The organism is Blautia sp. ZXY-1-B12 (genome assembly GCF_056339915.1).
The window spans coordinates 1-19,692 of the sequence record NZ_JBWJVP010000195.1 but is presented as its reverse complement, the minus strand read 5'-3'; the positions used below and the strand labels follow the sequence as shown (position 1 = coordinate 19,692).

Annotated in this window: 20 protein-coding genes and 7 tRNA genes; 1 reads left to right on the top strand and 26 read right to left on the bottom strand. The window is 39.3% G+C overall.

All coding sequences use genetic code 11. The features are described 5' to 3' along the window. Positions 1-15: 15 nt before the first annotated feature. From AC075L_RS11675 to AC075L_RS11635, 9 genes are all read right to left on the bottom strand, one after another. On the bottom strand, positions 16-1,179 hold the full coding sequence (locus tag AC075L_RS11675) for an RNA-guided endonuclease InsQ/TnpB family protein (RefSeq protein ID WP_044996456.1): 1,164 nt from the start codon (positions 1,177-1,179) through the stop codon (positions 16-18). Further along, positions 1,133-1,765, bottom strand: coding sequence for an IS607 family transposase (locus AC075L_RS11670; RefSeq protein ID WP_172680008.1), 633 nt, complete (start codon positions 1,763-1,765; stop codon positions 1,133-1,135). The genes AC075L_RS11675 and AC075L_RS11670 overlap by 47 nt, the downstream gene beginning before the upstream one ends. Before the next feature lie 222 nt (positions 1,766-1,987). Continuing rightward, positions 1,988-2,764: a TraX family protein gene (locus tag AC075L_RS11665; protein WP_025578980.1), complete on the bottom strand. Its 777-nt coding sequence runs from the start codon at positions 2,762-2,764 to the stop codon at positions 1,988-1,990. A gap of 4 nt (positions 2,765-2,768) precedes the next feature. Next, positions 2,769-3,623, bottom strand: coding sequence for a sugar ABC transporter permease (locus tag AC075L_RS11660; RefSeq protein WP_025578978.1), 855 nt, complete (start codon positions 3,621-3,623; stop codon positions 2,769-2,771). After that, positions 3,623-5,083 (bottom strand): carbohydrate ABC transporter permease, encoded by a 1,461-nt coding sequence (locus AC075L_RS11655; protein ID WP_044996454.1) that lies wholly within the window; start codon positions 5,081-5,083, stop codon positions 3,623-3,625. Before AC075L_RS11655 ends, AC075L_RS11660 begins: the two co-directional genes overlap by 1 nt. 137 nt (positions 5,084-5,220) lie before the next feature. Next, positions 5,221-6,486 carry an extracellular solute-binding protein gene (locus AC075L_RS11650; protein ID WP_025578975.1) on the bottom strand — a complete coding sequence of 422 codons (1,266 nt, stop codon included), beginning with the start codon at positions 6,484-6,486 and terminating at the stop codon, positions 5,221-5,223. 399 nt (positions 6,487-6,885) lie between these two features. Beyond that, complete coding sequence (locus AC075L_RS11645) at positions 6,886-7,893, bottom strand: LacI family DNA-binding transcriptional regulator (protein ID WP_025578973.1); 1,008 nt, start codon at positions 7,891-7,893, stop codon at positions 6,886-6,888. 78 nt (positions 7,894-7,971) lie between these two features. Next, the gene (locus AC075L_RS11640) at positions 7,972-8,157 is read right to left on the bottom strand and encodes a hypothetical protein (protein WP_008707826.1); all 186 of its coding nucleotides are present in this window, start codon (positions 8,155-8,157) and stop codon (positions 7,972-7,974) included. Next, a complete protein-coding gene (locus AC075L_RS11635; protein ID WP_118575113.1) occupies positions 8,148-8,936 on the bottom strand; it encodes a ParA family protein in 789 nt (262 codons plus the stop codon). The genes AC075L_RS11640 and AC075L_RS11635 overlap by 10 nt, the downstream gene beginning before the upstream one ends. Positions 8,937-9,185: 249 nt before the next feature. On the opposite strand from AC075L_RS11635, the gene trhA reads away from it, so the two are divergent. Then, positions 9,186-9,848, top strand: a complete 663-nt coding sequence (trhA, locus tag AC075L_RS11630; RefSeq protein WP_020993331.1) for a PAQR family membrane homeostasis protein TrhA — start codon at positions 9,186-9,188, stop codon at positions 9,846-9,848. Between the two features lie 120 nt (positions 9,849-9,968). Here trhA and AC075L_RS11625 read toward each other — a convergent pair whose 3' ends face one another. The 17 genes from AC075L_RS11625 to AC075L_RS11545 all read right to left on the bottom strand — a co-directional run bounded on the left by AC075L_RS11625 (position 9,969) and on the right by AC075L_RS11545 (position 19,673). Further along, entirely contained in the window at positions 9,969-10,700 is a 732-nt protein-coding gene (locus AC075L_RS11625; RefSeq protein WP_025580984.1) for a transglutaminase domain-containing protein, read from the bottom strand. A 12-nt stretch (positions 10,701-10,712) separates the two neighbouring features. Further along, complete coding sequence (locus tag AC075L_RS11620) at positions 10,713-10,940, bottom strand: hypothetical protein (RefSeq protein WP_025580985.1); 228 nt, start codon at positions 10,938-10,940, stop codon at positions 10,713-10,715. Between the two features lie 28 nt (positions 10,941-10,968). Then, positions 10,969-11,211: a GIY-YIG nuclease family protein gene (locus tag AC075L_RS11615; protein WP_025580986.1), complete on the bottom strand. Its 243-nt coding sequence runs from the start codon at positions 11,209-11,211 to the stop codon at positions 10,969-10,971. A 285-nt stretch (positions 11,212-11,496) separates the two neighbouring features. Beyond that, positions 11,497-12,936 (bottom strand): glycoside hydrolase family 32 protein, encoded by a 1,440-nt coding sequence (locus AC075L_RS11610; protein WP_022379870.1) that lies wholly within the window; start codon positions 12,934-12,936, stop codon positions 11,497-11,499. Continuing rightward, positions 12,933-14,837, bottom strand: a complete 1,905-nt coding sequence (locus tag AC075L_RS11605; protein ID WP_025580988.1) for a PTS sucrose transporter subunit IIABC — start codon at positions 14,835-14,837, stop codon at positions 12,933-12,935. The genes AC075L_RS11610 and AC075L_RS11605 overlap by 4 nt, the downstream gene beginning before the upstream one ends. A gap of 433 nt (positions 14,838-15,270) precedes the next feature. Then, entirely contained in the window at positions 15,271-16,263 is a 993-nt protein-coding gene (locus AC075L_RS11600) for a LacI family DNA-binding transcriptional regulator (protein ID WP_476387697.1), read from the bottom strand. 48 nt (positions 16,264-16,311) lie between these two features. After that, positions 16,312-16,416, bottom strand: coding sequence for a DUF6783 domain-containing protein (locus tag AC075L_RS11595; RefSeq protein WP_368187745.1), 105 nt, complete (start codon positions 16,414-16,416; stop codon positions 16,312-16,314). Positions 16,417-16,573: 157 nt separating this feature from the next. Continuing rightward, positions 16,574-17,467 carry a M23 family metallopeptidase gene (locus AC075L_RS11590; RefSeq protein WP_020993335.1) on the bottom strand — a complete coding sequence of 298 codons (894 nt, stop codon included), beginning with the start codon at positions 17,465-17,467 and terminating at the stop codon, positions 16,574-16,576. A gap of 61 nt (positions 17,468-17,528) precedes the next feature. Continuing rightward, positions 17,529-18,362, bottom strand: coding sequence for a SpoIID/LytB domain-containing protein (locus AC075L_RS11585; protein ID WP_118338861.1), 834 nt, complete (start codon positions 18,360-18,362; stop codon positions 17,529-17,531). A 203-nt stretch (positions 18,363-18,565) separates the two neighbouring features. Further along, positions 18,566-18,811: a hypothetical protein gene (locus AC075L_RS11580; protein ID WP_020993336.1), complete on the bottom strand. Its 246-nt coding sequence runs from the start codon at positions 18,809-18,811 to the stop codon at positions 18,566-18,568. 221 nt (positions 18,812-19,032) lie between these two features. Beyond that, positions 19,033-19,105: transfer RNA gene (locus tag AC075L_RS11575), tRNA-Lys, on the bottom strand. A 30-nt stretch (positions 19,106-19,135) separates the two neighbouring features. Continuing rightward, a tRNA-Phe gene (locus AC075L_RS11570) sits at positions 19,136-19,208 on the bottom strand. Positions 19,209-19,212: 4 nt separating this feature from the next. Beyond that, a tRNA-Met gene (locus AC075L_RS11565) sits at positions 19,213-19,286 on the bottom strand. A gap of 21 nt (positions 19,287-19,307) precedes the next feature. Next, positions 19,308-19,380 (bottom strand) — tRNA-Thr (locus tag AC075L_RS11560). A gap of 17 nt (positions 19,381-19,397) precedes the next feature. Continuing rightward, positions 19,398-19,479, bottom strand: a tRNA-Tyr gene (locus AC075L_RS11555). A 5-nt stretch (positions 19,480-19,484) separates the two neighbouring features. Further along, positions 19,485-19,557 (bottom strand) — tRNA-Val (locus AC075L_RS11550). A 42-nt stretch (positions 19,558-19,599) separates the two neighbouring features. Then, positions 19,600-19,673: transfer RNA gene (locus AC075L_RS11545), tRNA-Asp, on the bottom strand. Positions 19,674-19,692: the final 19 nt, after the last annotated feature.

Sequence of the window (19,692 nt, the reverse complement as noted above, 5' to 3'; positions counted from 1 at the left end):
TACATTTGCTTTTAATCATGCAATCCTGTAAGTTTTAGCATCTTTTAAATTAAGTGCCGCATTGAGATCCCTGTCTGCAACATAGCCACATTCACATCTGTAAATTCTATCTGAAAGCTTTAAGTTTTTCCTGACAGAACCACAATGGTGACAGGTCTTTGAAGACGGATAAAATCTATCTGCTACCCTTAATTCAATGCCGTTTTCATCACACTTGGCTTTAAGCCTTGTTCTAAATTCATAAAACTTCTGAGATGCAACAGCTTTTGAAAGACACCTGTTTTTCATCATTCCTTTTACATTTAAATCTTCAATCGTTATGTAAGACGGTTTGGTTTTCACTATCTCAGCGATTGTCTTGTTAATGTAATCCGTACGGATATTATCCATTTTATGATGAAGTTTTTGTACCTTAAGCCTTTGTTTCTGTATATTTGCTCTTTGAGTGGACTCTCCTTTCTTTAAATTTTCATACTTTCGGGAAAGACTTCTCTGTTCCCGGATCAGTTGTTTTTCAAGTTTCTTTAATCCTGCCGATTTGTTGATGTTCCTGTATGTCTTTCCATTTGAGACAATGGCAAGATCTTTTAGTCCAAGGTCTATACCGATTCCCTCGTTTGAGTTATTGTCGATATTGACATCAGGGATCTCTACAAGAACAGAAACATAAAATCTGCCAGCCTTAACAGACACTGTACCACTTCTGATCATATATCCATCCTTTGTTGTTGGGATATATCCTTTTTCTTTGATACGGACCCAGCCCAGAGTTGGGATCTTAAGTCTGTGCCTTTCGCATTGACAATCCTTTGGGTTATTTCTGACGAAATACATTTTCACATCAGATTTACCTTTCTTTTTAAATTTAGGAAAATCACTCTGATGTTTAAAAAATCTTGTAAAAGCAGTACATCCATCTTCGATAGACTTTTTTACGGCTTTTGAATACACTTCCCTGATCCATGTTTTGTCAGGATTATCTGGAATGTATTCGTTGTTAAGCCATAGACTAAAGCTCTTACCAGTCATAAACTTTTCACCATTATCATGCAGGGCTTTGTTGTGACCAAGGTAGAAGTTATAGACATATCGGCAAGTGCCTATCGTCCTGCGGATCCTGGCTTTCTGTTCTTCAGTTGGATTGATTTCCGTCTTGAAGCTCTTTAGCAATCTCTTCATCCCTTTCTATTTGTTTTTTATACTTACGAAATCCGTACAATCTGCAGGAAAAAACATGAAGTATAGATACAATATCCTGTACAAGTTCTTCTTGCGGTGATAGTTCTTCATTGTTCACTATCACCATAGTTGTGTTGAACTTCATACAGAATTTTTCAAACCAGTCATATCCAAATCTGATAAATCTGTCTTTATGTGTAACTATGATGGTTTTAATTTTTTGTTCCATTACTTCATCTAACAGCTGATTCCACTTTTTGCGGTTATAGTTTAAACCACTGCCATACTCTTCAATACATTGGTCTACAATCATTCCTCTTGCATTACAGAATTGACGTGAAAACGATACCTGATTCTGTAAATCATCCTTTTGATTTCTTATAGAAACTCTTGCATAAATAACAACCTGTCGAGTGTCATTCTCTGTATCTATGCCTTTAAATTGAAGATATTGGTTGTAAGTATAATAACGCCTGTCAGTTGGAGTTCGATTTGCTTTTAGCGTTCCTTCCCTGTCCCAACGCTGTAATGTTTTCACAGAGACACCTAATAATTCAGCAAAATCTTTTGGTTTATAATTAGTGATATTCGATGTGTTCATAGCAATACCTCCATGAGCATATTTCAACACATTTAATCACTAATATCAATATTATTAATCATTTAAAAACATTTCTCTTAATTCTCTATTCTCAGTCGTTTTCTTTTTCACTATCATATTTAATACTCTATCCAATTTCAAAACACACTATTCTCGCTGCTTATTACTTTTCTCAGTCAAAGCAGACGGGATTTGATTTCATTCTTCTTACAGGATATAGTTTGCAATTACTCCAAGCACCAGCAAATGCAAAGGATAAAAAGCATAATAGACATATTTATTGATGTAATCCTTTCTCTCTCCAGTGCAGCACCAGATTCCATAGAACGCAATCGGTCCGGTCACATACATCAGACTGATAATACATCCCAGCACTGTTTTCAGCACATTTCTTGTCTCAAACACATAGAACACAAACACAAGCAGAACAATACAAAGTCCATACTCTGCCCGGAAAATGCTCACCCAGACAATAGCTGCGATCAGGATCAGTACCTTTAACATACCACCTGTAAATCCGGAAGTTTCTTTAAACAGATCTAAGCATTTCAGCATAATCAGGCAGATACACATCGTGATCATTGCGTTCTGACTGGAAAAGTCCCATACTTTTCCGCAGATTGCCAGATCATATGGAATCTCACTGACCAGTGCAGTAACAGCCATCATGATCAGATACTTCTTATAATCCGATGTATTACGAAATCCCTCTACCAGCAGAAACGCAAATACGGGAATCGCCATCCCGCCTATAAGCTGCATAATGGATCCGACTCCCGCAAGTGTCATCAAACGGGAATCCTGAGACATCGCCTGGTTCAGACTCTCCTGAGTATACTGGTCTAAATGGATCAGGCCTTTTTCAATAATGGCAATTCCAACTGTCTGGATCAGCATAGTGATACATGCAAACATCTTCAGCCCATCAGCTGTGATATCCGGAGTTTTCCAAACGATTCCTCTTCTTCCCGTTGTCATATTCATAATATCAACCTTTTACAGCACCGCCTGTAATTCCTTCCACATAGAATTTCTGCATGATCATAAACAGAATAGAAATCGGTATGGATACCAGTACACCACCTGCGCAGAACTGAGTAAAATAAGAATTGATAAGGCTCTTATCCAGCATCTTGTACAGACCAATGGCAACTGTATATTTGGAAGAAATACCGGCATTCAGGATCATCTTTGCATATACGAAATCCATCCATGGCACCAGGAAACTGCTGATAACTGTATAAACAACAATCGGGCGGCTCATGGGCAGAACCATCTGGAAGAAGATTCTTGCCTCACTGCATCCATCAATTCTGGCAGCCTCGCAGAGTGCTCTCGGAACTGTATCAAAGAATCCTTTCGCAATCAAATAACCAAGACCTGAAGAAGCAGAGTAAACCATGATCAGACCGGCATAGCTGTTTGTCAGATTAAAAGATTTCAGTGTGAAGTAAACTGCAATCATTGCCAGCATACCAGGAAACAGATTCAGGATAACTGCCATGTTCATCAGCGGTTTTCTCATCTTGAATCTCATAACAGATGTTGCATATGCAACCATCAGTACGAACATAGTGGAAATCACACATGTAAAGCATGCAATGATAAATGTATTCAGAAACCACTGCGGAAACTGAGATACAGAATCTGAATGAAACAGCTTCATGTAATTGCTGATGCTCCATTCCTTCGGAAAAAATGTACTGGTATTCATTCCTGAATATGCACTGAAGGAAGTACATAACAGCCAGATGATCGGGATCAGCCAGATAAATGCCAGCACTGCGATCAATAAATTATGTAATACTATAGAAGAAGTACGACTGTCTTTCATCTTTTTCATTATTGATATGTTCCCTCCTTATCTCCCTTGATCATCCTGTTAAATGCAACCAGGGTGAATACTGCACAGATAATAAACACGATAATACCGATTGCTGATGCCATCTTATAGTTGTAGTAATCCTGAGTCAGACGGAACAGCCAGGTAACCAGAAGGTCAACCTCTTTTGCCTGTGAGCTTGCCATTGCCTGATTAGTTGTTGTATAAACATCCTGTGTGAGCAGATAAATAACATTAAAGTTATTAATATTTTTTACAAAGTCTGTGATCAGAGCAGGTCCTGTTACAAAGAGCAGATATGGCATTGTAATCTTTCTGAATATCTGGAAGTTTGTTGCACCGTCTACTCTTGCACTCTCAAGCTGGTCAGAAGGAAGGTTCATCAGAACACCTGTTGCAATCAGCATCTGATACGGAACACCAATCCAGATATTAATGAGAATGATCATTACATGTGCCCAGCCCGGAGCAGAAAGAAACGGAATATAGCTTGTGGACACAAGTCCTATGCTTCTTAAGAATCCGGTCAGTCCAATGCTGTGACAGATTGTGTTGACGATACCACCATTGGAGAAGAAATTACGCACCAGCAGAAGTGATACAAACTGCGGGACTGCAATCGTTACGATAAATAAAGTACGCCACATCTTCGACAGTCTTGTCTTCTTGCTGTTAAGAAGCAGTGAAAGCAGGATACCTCCGATATAAGTTGTAAATGTTGCGAAGAAAGCCCATACAAGTGTCCATCCCAGAACCCGCACAAATGCATATCCGAACGTAGATGTAAGACCGCCGCCGCCAAACAAACTGATAAAGTTACTGAAACCTACCCATGAGAACAACTCAGTAGGAGGCATATGCTGCTGATCATAATTTGTAAATGCTACAAAGATCAGAAGTAAGATTGGGATTAATGTGAAAATCACAACTCCAAGTACCGGAAGTGTCAGTAATGTAATATGAAACTTCTCTTCTGTCAGTGATCTGAGATCTTCTTTAAAAGTATTGATATGCTTTCCCGCTTCTTCCATTTTCTGAAGTGTATAAGCATTGATCACGTTCTTAAACCACACAACAGCTGCCGCAAACCATACAACAAAGCTGAACAATGAAAACAACAGGATCGTAAAGGAATTATCATAATCATTAAATTCACTTTTCATTGTTTTCATGTTAAAGACTTTTTCCATCTTTACAGTACCAAGGGTACTGAATTTTGGTACATACTGCATTGCAAATTTCACTGAAAAAACGATCACTGCGATCTCCAGCAATGTCATCAGTACTGCTTTCACATACTGTTTACGCTTTGCATAGCCTGCGCCCATCCAGATCAGGGACAGCTTTACAAAGGCATCACCTTTCACTACAGCAGTACCAAAGTCAGCAAAAAATCCACCGATGGATTTAAAGAATCCACTCACTGCCGCTGCAGCAGAATTATTGTCCTGTGCTGCCATATCTCTCCTCCTCGTCATTTCATTTTTGTTACTATCTTTTCTCAGACAGCATCTGCCGTTTCCTTAAAACAGCTCACATGCCGTTATGCATATGGGCCATTTTTTAAAATCTGTTATATAATTTTTTTATTTTACAATTATTCTACAGAAGCAGCAGCACCCTCTACCAGATTATCAAGTGCTTCCTGGATTGCATTATCATCATCCGCAGATAATGTTCCCTGTGCAATCAGTTCTCCGAATGTCTTTGCAGGATCCCAATATTTTCCGCCAACCTTCTGAGCCTGTGCATATTCAGACTGAGCTGCAAGTGCTGCAAGTGCTACATTTTCCTGAACAGAATCAGATGCTGCTACATTCTTGTTTGAAGGACCGCTTTCTCTCTGATCAAAGAACATCTGCTGGGATTCTTCATTTGTAAGGTACTCAGCAAGAAGAACTGCCCATCCGGAATTCTCAGAATAGCCGTTTACACCAACATATTTGTAACCGGCAACAGATCCCTGCTGAACCTGTTTGTCACCAACTGTGAATGTAGGAAGCTTTGTTGCTGCATATCCGTCACCAAATATCTCCTTTGCTGTGATTGCATCCCATGTACCGGAAACGCATGCTGCCAGATTACCGGATGCAAGCTGATTAGACATATCACCATCAGCAACTGCCATAAATGCCGGATTAGATGTAATATCAAGCATTCCTTTTACTACATCAACACCTGTATATCCATCAGCACTTGTTCCGTTCCAGTCCATAGTTGTTGTTCCGTCATCATTAAGTCCTGTTGTAAATCCTGCTCCATAGAAGAAAGAAGCATTGTACCATCCGGAAGCAAGTGTCATACCAACTTTCTTTCCGGCCTTATCAGCTGCTTCAAGAAGGCTGTCCCAGCTTGCTGCATCTTCCTCGGAAATTACAGATGAATCATAGTAAAGAAAATATCCGTTGTCAGCTGCTCTTGGAAATGCATACAGACTGCCATCAATTGTTGCTGCATCAATAGCGCCTTCAACGTTTGCAGCTTTTACATCATCAAGTGTTGTATCTGCAAGCTGAAGTGCTTCTGCATAATCATCAAGTTTCAGAAGTGCTCCTGCTTTTACAAGATCCGGAAGCTGATCATCTGCGAATGCATATACATCTGCACCAGCCTCTACGTCTGTCAGAATAGTATCTTTTGCAGTAGACTCAGATTCTACGCCAATCTGAATATCAAATTTCTGATCTGCATACTTCTCCTGGAATTTATCTGTCAGTTCTTTTAATAAATTCTGGTCTTCTTCAGCTCCCCATACAGTCAGTTTAATTGTCTCATCCTCTGCTGCACTTACACATACTGTGCAGGAAAGTGCCATAGCTGCTGCCAGTAACGGTGCAATCACCTTTTTTACATTTTTTCTCATTTTCTCTTCCTCCTGTTTTTGATGGTTATGCCTAAACAGCCCGCATCCGATTTGCGTAATAAACGCCCTCAGTTTTGTTTGCGCAACCGTTTGTTCATATTTTTAGTATATTCCTTTATATTTATAAAGTCAATTAGCCATTATTATCTAATTTCAAAACTCTTTTTTTGTCATATTGCACAATTCAGTTTGATTTTTTCGTTTTTTCATACAATGATATACTTGATTTGTGCAACCGTTTTCATTTTGATAAAATCAGATTGTCCAGAGAATTTCAACCGATTTTTTTATACACAAAAAGTTCTCTGCTTATTGATCCTTACAATAAATACAGAGAACTTTCTAATCCTGCCATTCATTTTCAATTTCTATAATCTGATCGGATTTTACATCCATATACTACTGTGTCGACTCCCGCAACACTACCTGGTAGTTCAGAGGCACTGTATCCTCCAGTGGCTTCTCTCCCAGGATGTTCAGTAATTTCGCACATGCCATCTTTCCCAGTCTTACCGTATCAAAGCGTATACTGGTAATCGGTGGATTATTATATTCCAGATTCTTACTGTCATACATACTGGCTATTTTTATTTCTGCAGGAACCGATATTTTCTTTTCCCTCAGACTGCTCAGACACATGCTGCAGATCACATCATCCATACAGACAATACCATCCGCGCCTTCTTCAAGCAGTCTCTTCACAGCATCAGATACTGCTGCCTGATTATCCGTATCCATGAAGATTAGATTTTCGTTAACAGAAACTCCCATTTCCTCATGTGCTTCCAGAAAACCCTGATATCTGCTTCCGGTAACATTATAGGACTGATTTCCACCCAGAAGTGCCAGATTCCGAAAACCTTTCATCAACATAATACTTGTCAGTTCTTTTCCGGCTTCCTGGTTCTTGTTATCTACAAACGGAACTTCCGGATCTGAAGACGGGCCGATCAATATATATGGTTCCTTACAGTTCTTCAGATATTTCTGTACCTTGGAACTTACCACTGCTCTGCTTACAATGATCCCGTCGACTTTTCGATTTGCCTCCAGTCTCTGTATCTGCGATACATCTGCTCCATCAATCATAGAAATAATAATATCATAATCATAGGAGGAAGCCATCTCACAGATTCCATTCATACAGTCTTTAAAAAAAAGGAACTCTGTGGCAACATAATCCTTCGGCATCAGCAGTGCAATATTATAAGTTTTACGCTGTGCCAACCCCTTTGCCACAACATTGGGTCTGTAATCATGTTCTTTTATAAATGCCCGTACTCTGTCTCTTGTAGCCTGACTGATTCTTCCCTTTCCTGAAATAGCACGTGATACCGTAGTCTTACTTACCCCAAGCTCCCGGGCGATATCTTCTATTGTATATATCTTCTTTTCTTCTGTTTCCATAAAATACCCCACTTTTTGCGCAACCACTTGATTATATTCTATAAAATAACAAAATACTCAAGCACTTACAAGTAACTTTTAAAGAAGATATACCGGCAGTTCCTCATTAATATGAACAGAACCTTTTGCTGTTTTTTTCTTTTCTTCTGTAACAGATATTGTTTCCGGTTTCTCTGCCTCTTTTGTGGATACAACGGGCTTCTTTACGGTTTTCCCGGCACCTGCATTTGCTGCACGCCGAATACTCTCCCTGCCTACTGACATAATTCCATGACCTCCTCTGCCAATCTCGTATATTCCCTGGCACTTCTGCTTGATTTTTTATATTCCACAACCGGAATACTGTTATCCTGTGACCATTCTACAGAGCTGTCCACTCTGATGATCTGCTCAAATACATGAATATCCTCAAGTTCATGCAGTGTTTCCATTGTCTGTTTATAATAACTCTTTCTTGTATCTACCTTTGTCACTGCAATTCCGGCAACTTCCAGTTCCGGAGTAATCTGCTTTACTTCATTAAGAAATTCAAACATATTCGCAAGTCCGAACATTCCCCATGGACTTGCCTCAACAGGAATAATTACCCGGTCTGATGCACAAAGGATATTCATCACCCAACCCCCCAGCGTAGGAGGTGCATCAATCAGAATATAGTCATAATTTCCTGCATCCTTTATCTTCTGAATGCATTTTCGCAGGATAAATTCTCTCTGCCATTTTGTAAAAAGTTCATATTCTATAGAACTCATCAATGTAGATGATGGTATCAGATCCAGATTTTCGTAGGGAGTATGTACCACATAACCGCTGAGCTCTTCCTGTTTTCCGATTGCGCAATACAGATTCTTCTCTCCTTTCGCCTGCTCCAGCACCCAGTGCTCCGGAAAAAAGGCAAGAGAAAGATTTAACTGCATATCTCCATCGATCAGAAGAACCTTTTTCCCTGCCTGAGCCATCGCCGCTCCAAGGTTTGAACAGGTTGTGGTTTTTCCACTTCCACCCTTATTATTTGTAAAACATATCGTTATGGTTTTTCCCATGGAACTGTCTCCTTTACCACTTACTTTACTTGTATTATAGGAGATTTATCATATAGATTCAACTGTTTTCCTCATCTTCGCAACCCTGTAACTCATTTGCATTGCCGGACAAACATTTCTTTGATTTCCAAAATAAGCCCTTGATTTTTTGTTTTTTTGTGTTATAGTATTTATATACTTGATATATAGTTTTTAAAACTATGTTATATTGTTTTCATTGTATTTATCTGAATGAATGGAGGCGTTTTTATGAAATTTAAATTAAAAGATCCCGGAAGTGCAATCACTCATGGTATTGCCCTTCTTCTCGCTGCAGTCGGAGCAGTTCCTCTTATTATCAAGGCAGCGCGTTCTTATGATGTGCTCCATATTGTTGCTTTAAGTATTTTTATCCTTACCATGGTTCTGCTCTATGCAGCCAGTACCATTTACCATTCTGTAGATTCTACAGAGAAGGTCAATCGACGGCTGCGAAAAATGGATCACATGATGATTTTTGTGATGATCGCCGGAAGCTATACTCCTGTATGCCTGATTGTTCTTCATAACCGCATTGGATATATTCTGTGCGCGCTGGTATGGAGTATTGCAGTCCTCGGCATTATCTTAAAGGGCTGTTGGATTACCTGTCCCAAATGGTTGTCCTCTGTACTGTATATCGCCATGGGTTGGCTGTGTGTACTAGCATTTGTTCCAATCTTCCATGCACTCCCACGTGCAGGATTTGACTGGCTTCTTGCAGGCGGAATCATTTATACCATCGGTGGTGTGATCTATGCATTAAAAGTTCCGCTTTTTAATTCCAGACATAAGAATTTTGGTTCCCATGAGATCTTTCACATCTTCGTTATGCTTGGAAGTGCCTGCCATTTCATTGTCATGTACTTTTTTGTTGCTCCACTACCTGTATAACCGTCAATTTGCCAATAAACAAAACAAGGGGTTGCAGCACCGGATTTTTTCCGGTGCTACAACCCCTTAACAATACAATTTTCTCTGCTGCAGCATAATCCCTGCAGGAAAGCTTTTATATTACACAGCTACTCTTCTTTCCGGATACAATCCATAGGATCCATATCCCACGCCAAAATATCCATAATAGCTCTTCGCCTCTGCGAACAGCGGATCATATACTCTGCCTCCGATTTCAGCCCAGCAATGACCGCTTCCGTCAGTTGCCGTTGTATCTACGCAGACATAAACATTCTTATATCCAAGAGCCTTTGCAAGATAGGCAAACGAACAGGCATCTGAGAAACAGTCCCCGCCTTTTCCGCTCAGTATCAGATAATCGTTTGCATATAACGCAGGCCATGCAGTCTGATTATAAAATATTCTTCTGGTATCGTAATAATGCTGATACATTACCCATCTGAAACAGGTTTCAAATTTCTCACTTTTTGACATACTCGGTTTTGTGATCTTGCTGACAACATCCTTTGCTCTCTGCAAAGTCTCATACTCATACGCTTTGGTGGAATTCATTTTCTTTCCATTTGGATAATAAATCGTATTTCCTTTTTTCCAGGCTTCCAGAATTCCCTTTTCTGTACAATAATAAATTGTATTTCCAACTTTAACTGTTTTCGTTCTCAGAACACCCTTGTCACTGAAATAGTAATATTTTCCGCTGATTTTCTTAACGCCACTGTAACGTATTCCATTGGAACCAAAATAATATTTCTTGTTATTGTATTTGATCCATCCGGTTTTCATAAATCCTTTGGGACTGAAATAATAAACTCCACCATGGATTTTACGCATTCCTGTAAGATACTATCCATCTTTAAAATATTTCTTATTTTTTGTTCCATACTCATACCAGCCATTTTTCACCTCCGGTATGGGTGTTGGTGCAGGTGTCTCGATTGGTGTTACATCCGGAGCCGGTGTTTCAATCGGGATCGGTGTTACAGTAACATCCGGTACTTCTGCTGCCATGGCCGGGACACTGCCCATCACACATACTGCACATACTGCAAGCCATTTTGTCATCTTTTTCATTTTCTCTTATTCTCCTTATCTGACGGGTTCAGAAGCTCAGCAACTCCAGTTTTTTATTTCTGGTAAATTGTTTAATCTCATATTCACGTCTCATCGCTTCTTCTTTTGTTGAAAATCCTTCATAATATACAAGTGTAACCGGTCTTTTGGTCCTTGTATATTTCGCGCCGTTCTTTCCCTCGTTGTGTGCTTTCATACGTTTTTGTAGACAGTTTGTCCACCCTGTATAAAGAGTCCCATCTGCACATTTAACAATGTAAGTATAATTCATCATAATCACCCGACAGTCATATATTATAATCAAGCAACTGTCTTATTGTCTGGAATTGCATTATTTGAAATTTTTTATAATTTATGTAAAGGACAACTGCTATCTTTTGCGGTCGTCCCTGTTTCTATAATAAACAGTCGGTTTAAAACACGTATATCATCCGGACACATATTCTTTCTGACAGCCAGATCTCTCAGCACCAGAAATACCAATATGTCAAAAAAGCAGGCAGGGAAACCGACTGCGGATTTTCTTTCCCACCTGCTTTATTATACGTTTATTTTCTTATTTTGTGAATATCATTTTTCGAAGATTCCAGAGATTTCCCCTGAATTTTCCGCCTTTTACCTTTAGCTGCAGATCTTCACGATCCGGATAATATCTGGTTGAGAATACAATCTCTCCATCATTCAGATAAAGTTCCACTGCAGAAGTATCTGCAAGAATCCGGATATTGTTCAGTTCACTGACTTTCGCTTTCCGCTTATTTCTTCCTGCACCCGCAATTTCAGAAAATCCAATCTCCGCAATTTCATTTTCATATTTAAAGAGCATCTGTCCGCCCATACTGATCTGAAAACTTCTGTCTGTCACTGCAATATCTTCAATTAACAGATCAAAACCTTCATTTACTTCTACACGAACCTCAACAATTGATTTTTCATCATCAAGAATTGTTTTCTCTTTTCGGAGTCTCTCCAGTTCTTTTGCCGGATACTGGAATATTTTTCCATCCTTTACCCTCAGTTCCCGCGGTACGGTAAGACAATGCTGCCAGCCTTCATCAATGGTTTTATTGGTATATTCCTCCTCTGCATCCGGCATTCCCATCCATCCTATCAGAAGTCGCCTTCCGCTGTTATCTGTAAAGGTCTGTGGAGCATAAAAGTCAAATCCCATATCCCACTCACGAAAGTCTCTTTCATCTACAGAGCCATCCTCTTTTACCGGAAAATAGCCCGACTGATAGATATTCTGAAAACGAAATTCTTCCCTCTTCAAGCCCTGTGGTGATACAGACAGAAATTTCTTCCCGTCCAGTTCGAAATAATCCGGGCATTCCCACATATAGCCAAAAGCTTCCGGTGTGGTTATTATATGTTTAAATTTCCATTCTTTCAGATTTTCTGATTCATAAACCAGAACTGCACCTTTATCTCCCTTAAGACGTCCGCCAAGAACCATTAAATACCTGTCGTTTTCTTTCCAGACTTTCGGGTCTCTGATATGACAGGTAAACTCTTCCGGATATTTTTCAAAAGAAATTATCTCTTCTTTATCTCCGAAATGAATTCCGTCCTCACTTTCTACATGAAGCGTACTGGTCTCACGTCCTTCATTAATATAATCATAATCACCGTCAATCTTTACATTCCCGGTGAAAAACAAATGAAGTTTTTCACTCTCTGCCAATGCAGATCCGGAATAGACACCATGACAGTCATAAGGAGAATCTGGATAAAGAGCTGTCCCTTCGTATTTCCAGTCTACCAGATCTTCGCTTGTATAATGTCCCCAGAATTTCAGTCCGCCTTCCACATCAAAGGGAGCGTATTGAAAAAACACATGATATCTGCCTTTATACCAGCATAGTCCATTCGGATCATTGAGCCATCCGACCGGCGGCATCAGATGATGTCCAAGCCGGAATCTTCCTTCTGTCAGATCTGCGTTCTTTTCAATTACTTTTATATTTCTTTCAAGAACTTTAGTTAGCGTACTCATTTCACAATCTCCAATACTTTATCTGATGGTGTTACCGAATCTTCCGACAGAATTTTCACATCTTTATAATCATCCGAATTCGTTACAATAAGAGGAGTCGTCACATCGTATCCTGCTGCCTTAACTTTCTCCATATCAAAGGAAACCAGAAGCTGGCCTTTCTTTACGTGATCTCCATTCTTTACATGAGATGTAAAATATTTTCCATTCAATTCCACTGTATTGATCCCGATATGGATCAGAAGCTCCATACCACTTTCCGTACTTAAACCAACTGCATGCTTTGTATCAAAAACAGTCTCAACCACAGCATCACATGGAGCAACAACTTCACCCTTCGATGGAATTACGGCAATTCCTTTTCCAAGTACTTCCGAAGCAAATGTAGCGTCATTTACCTGGGAAAGCAAAATCGCAGTTCCTTCTGATACACTATAAAGCACAGAATCATCTGCATTGCTTTTTTCTGTTGTTGATTTATCTCCCACAGCTTCAACACTTTCTGTCTTTTCAGAAACATTAGTGTCCTTATATCCAAACAACCAGGTAAGTACAAAGGCAGCACCAAATGCAATCACAAACATAAGAATATAAGAAACCGGATTATTCAGACAAAGAAGAATTCCAAAGATACCGGTTACGCCAGTTCCCGTAGCCCCCAGTCCTGTAACAGATGCAAACAGTGCACCAAATGCACCACCAATACATCCCATCACAAATGGTTTTCCAAAGCGAAGGTTAACACCAAAGATCGCAGGTTCAGTAATTCCCATACAGGCACTTAATGCAGACGGAACTGCCATTGATTTAATCTTCTGATCCTTTGTCTTAAGTGCTACTGCAAGAGTTGCTCCACCCTGTGCAATATTCGCTGCAGAAGCAAGAGGCAGCCAGTAAGTAACTCCAAATTTAGACAACTGTCCAAGATCAATGATCGTGTACATATGGTGAACACCGGCAACCACCGTCGGTGCATAAAACGCACCCATAATAAAACTTCCGATACCAAATGGCAATGCGATCAGCCACTGAATCCCATTCAGAAGTCCGTTCTCAACAGTGACAAAGATAGGTCCGATAATGGATAATGTCAGATATCCTGTTACAAAGACACTTACAAGCGGAGTAACAAACAGATCAAACATTGCCGGCACTACTTTGTGAAGTCTCTTCTCAATCTGAGCCAATACCCATACTGCAATGATAACCGGAATTACATGCCCCTGATATCCGACCATATCAATAGAGTAAAGTCCAAACCATACTTTCTGAGTTGCTTTAACACCTTCTGTGGCAACTGTCCATGCATTCTGGAGATTCGGATGAATCATGATCATACCGATAACTGCACCCAGATACGGGTTTGCACCAAACACTTTAGCACCGCTGTATGCGATGAGGATTGGCAGGAACGTATATGCCGTATTACTGAAAAGCTGTGCAAATGTATAAATAGAACCGCTGGTATCAATATTCAAAAATCCATTGTTTACCATGAAGTTCAGTGCTTCCATAATTCCCATCAGGAAACCGCTTGCAACAATTGCAGGAATAATCGGCACAAAAATATCTCCAAGTGTCTTGATCAGTCTCTGTACCGGATTTGCCCTGGAAGCCGCAACTTTTTTCAGCTCTTCTTTACTGCTCTCAGAAACTCCTGCAATCCGGATGAACTCATCATATACTTTATTAACTACACCTGTTCCTAGAATGATCTGCATCTGTCCCTGCGCAAAGAAAACACCTTTTACACCTTCAATGTTCTCAACATATTCCTTATCAGCCTTTGAATTATCACTGATAACTAGGCGAAGACGTGTGGCACAATGAGCTGCGGAAATAATATTTTCTTTTTTACCGATATGGTCATATATCTCCTGTGCTGTTTTTCTGTAATCCATAATATCCTCCTTTTATGGAATCGTTCTCATATAAATGTACACTTTGAAATTCTCACATATTCAACAAATTTCACTTGTTAATCTTATAAAAATACCTTTTAACCTTAATATCATCTTATACCATTCCAAATTTACTCTGATATCTGATTATAACTCAGCAGATGTCTTGCACTCTCACGATATTTCTTATCTGATCACCAATATGTATTTCCTATGGATTGTATGTACTTTTATGGAATCGTTCTCATATATGCTATTATATCTGGGCGTTTTTTATTTGTAAATATGTAACATATCACAAATATTATATCCATTTTTTATATATTATTTCCAAAACACTCCCTTTAATATATGTAAATTAATATATGTAAATCCAATTATCCGGAAAAAAAGAACTCTGATGATTGCCTCAGAGTTCCTCTTTCATGTTCAGTCATATATTTCGGTGAGACTCTCTGAGTACCACCTTACATCCCATTTTTATTTCTTTATGTACAGATGATGTTTCCTTAGATTCTATCAAATCTACCAGCACTTTTGCTGATTCCATTCCACTTGTCTTATAAAAAAAATGTACAGTAGTCAGCTTTGGTTCTATGATCTTTCCCAGAAAACTGTCTCCCATTCCGGCAATCTGAACCTGTTGAGGAATCTGATATCCGTTCTCCTTCAGCCAATTTGCCGCTCCAACTGCCATGGTATCTGTTGCACAGATTAATGTATCTACATCGGGATGCTCCGTAAAAAGTTCTTTCGCTTTCTCATATCCTGACTCTAATGTGAAATTTCCGCATTTTACACATCCACTTTCCAATGTGATCTGATTTTCTCCAAGAACCTTCTCCACACCTGATTTTCGCTGCCTGCCAACTGTCTCATCTTTATCCGTAACTGTAATATATCCAAACTTCTTTCCTGTCTTCACCATCTGTTCAGTAAGATTTACAGCAGCCTTATAATCGTCCTGAAAAATACATGGATAACCATCCAGCTGTTGTCCAAGTAAAACAATCGGAACTTTAAATCCCTTCATCATTTCCCTGTGCTGTTTTGTCAATATGGTGGCAATAAAAATAACACCATCGACCTGATTATCCCTAAACAGCGAAAGATATTTCAATTCTTCTTCAACACTGTTATTTGTATTTGCCAGTATCAGCTGATATCCTTTTTTGGTAAGTATGTCACTGATTCCGGCAACTTCCCGGCTGATCGTATTGGAATCTATCTTTGGCAGAATTACTCCGACCAGTTTTGTCTTCTTAGTACGCAACCTCTGCGCCTGTGAAGAAGGCTGATACCCGGTTTCTTCAATAACTCTGCTGATATTTTTTTTCTTTTCCTCACTGACATAACCATTGTTCAGATACCTGGATACGGTAGCTCTGGAGACCCCTGCCAGTTTGGCAATCTCATTAATATTCATATAAAAAGCTCCTCTTTCATGCTGTCTGTATAATTTCCGAAAGTATTTTTATAACCAGCAGTATTTTATGATGCTAGAGCGTGTCTGAAAAATGCTTTCCGCAAGATGTATGTCACAATTTGTGGGAGATTTTGCCCCTAATCTGATATCCACGAATTGTTAACTGCTGAATCACTACATATTTTGTATTATACTACACATATCATTTCTGTTGCAAATATCAAAGTACTGTTTATACGTTACTGTCTCGGCCCTATACCAAATTAAGGGCTGCCGATCTACGGCAGCCCTGTTTTTTTCTTCTATTTCATTATGGAAGATATTCAATCGGATCTATTGGTTCTCCATCCTTTTTCATTGCAAAATAAAGATTGGTTCCTTCTGTGCTGTAATATTTTGTAGGCTGTGCAATATATCCTATCGTCGTTCCCTTTTTAATTGTATCTCCTTCTGACACTGTCAAATCTGTAAGCTGTCCATAAACAGCCTGATATCCATTTCCAAGTTCCATTGTCAGTGTAGTACCCGTCTGCGCATTCTGCTCTATAGAATAAACCTTGCCATTAACAGCAGCTACCACAGGTGCTCCCTCTACTGCACCGACAGCAATAGCCGGACTCAATTTATACTGATCAAGCGTCGGAAAATAAGTAGTCTGATCCATACTGTAATCAAGGAGAACATTTCCATTCACCGGCCACTCCATTAATGTATCTTCCGAAAAATTTACTGTCGCAAGATTCAGGGCCGATGCCGAAACATCTGTTGCTTCATCTGCCTGATCTTCTGATATCGTCTGGGATTTCATATTTGCATTTACTGATGATTCTTCTGCTTGCTGAGAATTTACAGCATTGTCAGTCTTATCCACATCTGCAGTATTATCTGATTCATTATTATCCACAGTATTCTGAGCTGTTTCCCCATACATTCCTTGTTTTTGGAATGTAACCTTTGTATCATCCAAATCTTCCCCGTCATCGGATATCCACTGATTTTCTGACTCCACATGATTCGTTCCTGCATCTTCACTCAATTGTTCTTCCGTATCCTGTGTACTTTCACCGACATTTTCTGTTTTTTCTTCAGGAGTTTTCTCTTTGACCGGGGAGGTACCTAACTGATAAACTGTAATTCCCAATGCTGCTACAGCGGCCAGTCCAACGGAATTGGCAATGATTCTTGTCACTTTGTTATTCATCATATTCCTTTCACCTCTGTTTTCATCTTCATATCTATAGGGTGTCCAGAATATTCGTATCTATTCAGCAATTTACAGATTTTATGTTCAGCACATCCATCTCAGGAAAATAATATTGTAATATCTCTTTTGCATTCGCAGACTCCTTTGCCATCTCATTCCCTCCATATTGTGAGAATCCTAATCCATGACCTTTTCCTCTACATAAAAATCGTATTTCCTTTCCAGACTTCTGAATTGTAAAATTTGAGGACGTGAGTCCCATTCCTTTTCTGAATGCCTCGCCTTCCAACACTTTCCCGTCAGCCAGAATTTCTGTAACATAACCGGCACTGTCCCTGGATTTTATTTCAATTCTTTCCGGAAGGACATTTTTATTTATGTATACACTATTCAAATAATCTTTTGCATTTTTATCCACAAGACTGTGTACGGATCTGAGATACGAATCATCTTCGTTGTGGAAAACTTCCATTCCATCTCTTGTCTGTCCTGCACTTAATTCATGATAGGGAACTAACTTTAATTCTTTATTCCATACAATGACTTTTCCTTCTGTTTCTGTTACTGCTTTTTCGTACTTATTCTGTAAAATTACACAAGCCAGGGATTTCCCCTCCATCTCTTCCTTTATCTGACATAAAGTTATTGCCAGATTTTTCTCCTCTTTCATTGTCCGGTAAAAATTTGATCTTGCTATGATTGTTTGTGCTTTTATAGTCTCAAGTTCATATTTGTCTTCAATCTGCGATGAAACGATCACCGGCAGAAGCATTTCCACATTAAATTTTTTATTGATCAATGTAGTGTTGGCACCATTAAAAATAATTGTAACTATATAGGGAACAAAAAACAGAGCAAAGATTCCCATTGTTCCAGGGAAAAAAGACTTTCTCATATCAGACCATCATTATAAACTTCTTCTTTTTAGTATATACATATATATTTATCTGTATGTATATTATTTATAACACTTCTGTTATATAGCAATCCTCGTAAATAATGCATATTGATCCTGCTCATCAGAATATAAAATCCTGCTGAACTGTCTCAAATTCATTAATTGAGAGGACTGCGATAGTTTCTACATACGGGGCTTCATTACCCCGTATTAAAATATACAGCTCTATTTATTCTATTCTGGATTCGTGGTTCATTCCAGTAAATGATTTTATTTTTTCTGTTGTTCTTTTTATCATCCGGACGCAAAACAGTTCTGTCTTTTTTAGAATCTGTATCTTTTATGCAGATTCTTTTCTTGTCTTCAATGACTCCCATTACAAAGCAAATAAGAGCAGTCATGATTAACTGAAAATATTTTTTCAGATTCTTTAAAGGACTCTTCATAAAAACTCCTCCTGTTCTGCATTACATCTACCGACTTCAAACAGCCTGTCCACCGTTAAGACTGCGCACTTCCTACGGTTAATGGTATCAGGTACTAATAATATATGAAAAAGCATAAAACTTTAGAACTTTTTTATTTCTCTATAGTAATTCCATAAAATGATGTTAGGGTTAAAAAAACACAAAAAAACTTCTGTGATATTCTCACAGAAGTTTTAAAGTGAAGCATCGGGGATTCGAACCCCGGACAACTTGATTAAAAGTCAAGTGCTCTACCAACTGAGCTAATGCTCCATATTATTTAATTATCACTTTCAAAGTGAATGCCCAGAGCCGGAATCGAACCAGCGACACGAGGATTTTCAGTCCTCTGCTCTACCAACTGAGCTATCTGGGCAAAATAGCGGGGACAGGATTTGAACCTATGACCTTCGGGTTATGAGCCCGACGAGCTTCCAGACTGCTCCACCCCGCGATATTAATTTTTAAAATCAAAAGCCGATGATCGGACTCGAACCGATAACCTGCTGATTACAAATCAGCTGCTCTGCCAATTGAGCCACATCGGCTTAGCTGTTAAGCTAAGTGGATGGAGAAGGATTCGAACCTTCGAAAGCGTTGCTAACAGATTTACAGTCTGCCCCCTTTGGCCACTCGGGAATCCATCCAAGTATGGAACCTATAGGGCTCGAACCTATGACCCTCTGCTTGTAAGGCAGATGCTCTCCCAGCTGAGCTAAGATTCCATATCCATATGCAATTTACCAAACTCGTCAGCTCATTGCTAACGACCCAGAAGAGACTCGAACTCTCGACCTTCGCCGTGACAGGGCGACGCTCTAACCAACTGAGCCACTGGGCCATTTAAAGGTTTGCACCTT

Bases quoted from the DNA above. Each gene is read 5' to 3' on its own strand.
- AC075L_RS11650 (WP_025578975.1), bottom strand. From the start codon at position 6,486: ATGAGAAAAAATGTAAAAAAGGTGATTGCACCGTTACTGGCAGCAGCT.
- AC075L_RS11605 (WP_025580988.1), bottom strand. From the start codon at position 14,837: ATGGATTACAGAAAAACAGCACAGGAGATATATGACCATATCGGTAAA.
- AC075L_RS11665 (WP_025578980.1), bottom strand. From the start codon at position 2,764: ATGAATATGACAACGGGAAGAAGAGGAATCGTTTGGAAAACTCCGGAT.
- AC075L_RS11640 (WP_008707826.1), bottom strand. From the start codon at position 8,157: ATGTCAGTAGGCAGGGAGAGTATTCGGCGTGCAGCAAATGCAGGTGCC.
- AC075L_RS11620 (WP_025580985.1), bottom strand. From the start codon at position 10,940: ATGAAAAAGATGACAAAATGGCTTGCAGTATGTGCAGTATGTGTGATG.
- AC075L_RS11655 (WP_044996454.1), bottom strand. From the start codon at position 5,083: ATGGCAGCACAGGACAATAATTCTGCTGCAGCGGCAGTGAGTGGATTC.
- AC075L_RS11585 (WP_118338861.1), bottom strand. From the start codon at position 18,362: ATGAGAAAGTCTTTTTTCCCTGGAACAATGGGAATCTTTGCTCTGTTT.
- AC075L_RS11625 (WP_025580984.1), bottom strand. From the start codon at position 10,700: ATGCGTAAAATCCATGGTGGAGTTTATTATTTCAGTCCCAAAGGATTT.
- AC075L_RS11635 (WP_118575113.1), bottom strand. From the start codon at position 8,936: ATGGGAAAAACCATAACGATATGTTTTACAAATAATAAGGGTGGAAGT.
- AC075L_RS11615 (WP_025580986.1), bottom strand. From the start codon at position 11,211: ATGAATTATACTTACATTGTTAAATGTGCAGATGGGACTCTTTATACA.
- AC075L_RS11645 (WP_025578973.1), bottom strand. From the start codon at position 7,893: ATGGAAACAGAAGAAAAGAAGATATATACAATAGAAGATATCGCCCGG.
- trhA (WP_020993331.1), top strand. From the start codon at position 9,186: ATGAAATTTAAATTAAAAGATCCCGGAAGTGCAATCACTCATGGTATT.
- AC075L_RS11610 (WP_022379870.1), bottom strand. From the start codon at position 12,936: ATGAGTACGCTAACTAAAGTTCTTGAAAGAAATATAAAAGTAATTGAA.
- AC075L_RS11590 (WP_020993335.1), bottom strand. From the start codon at position 17,467: ATGATGAATAACAAAGTGACAAGAATCATTGCCAATTCCGTTGGACTG.
- AC075L_RS11660 (WP_025578978.1), bottom strand. From the start codon at position 3,623: ATGAAAAAGATGAAAGACAGTCGTACTTCTTCTATAGTATTACATAAT.
- AC075L_RS11675 (WP_044996456.1), bottom strand. From the start codon at position 1,179: ATGAAGAGATTGCTAAAGAGCTTCAAGACGGAAATCAATCCAACTGAA.
- AC075L_RS11580 (WP_020993336.1), bottom strand. From the start codon at position 18,811: ATGAAGAGTCCTTTAAAGAATCTGAAAAAATATTTTCAGTTAATCATG.
- AC075L_RS11600 (WP_476387697.1), bottom strand. From the start codon at position 16,263: ATGAATATTAATGAGATTGCCAAACTGGCAGGGGTCTCCAGAGCTACC.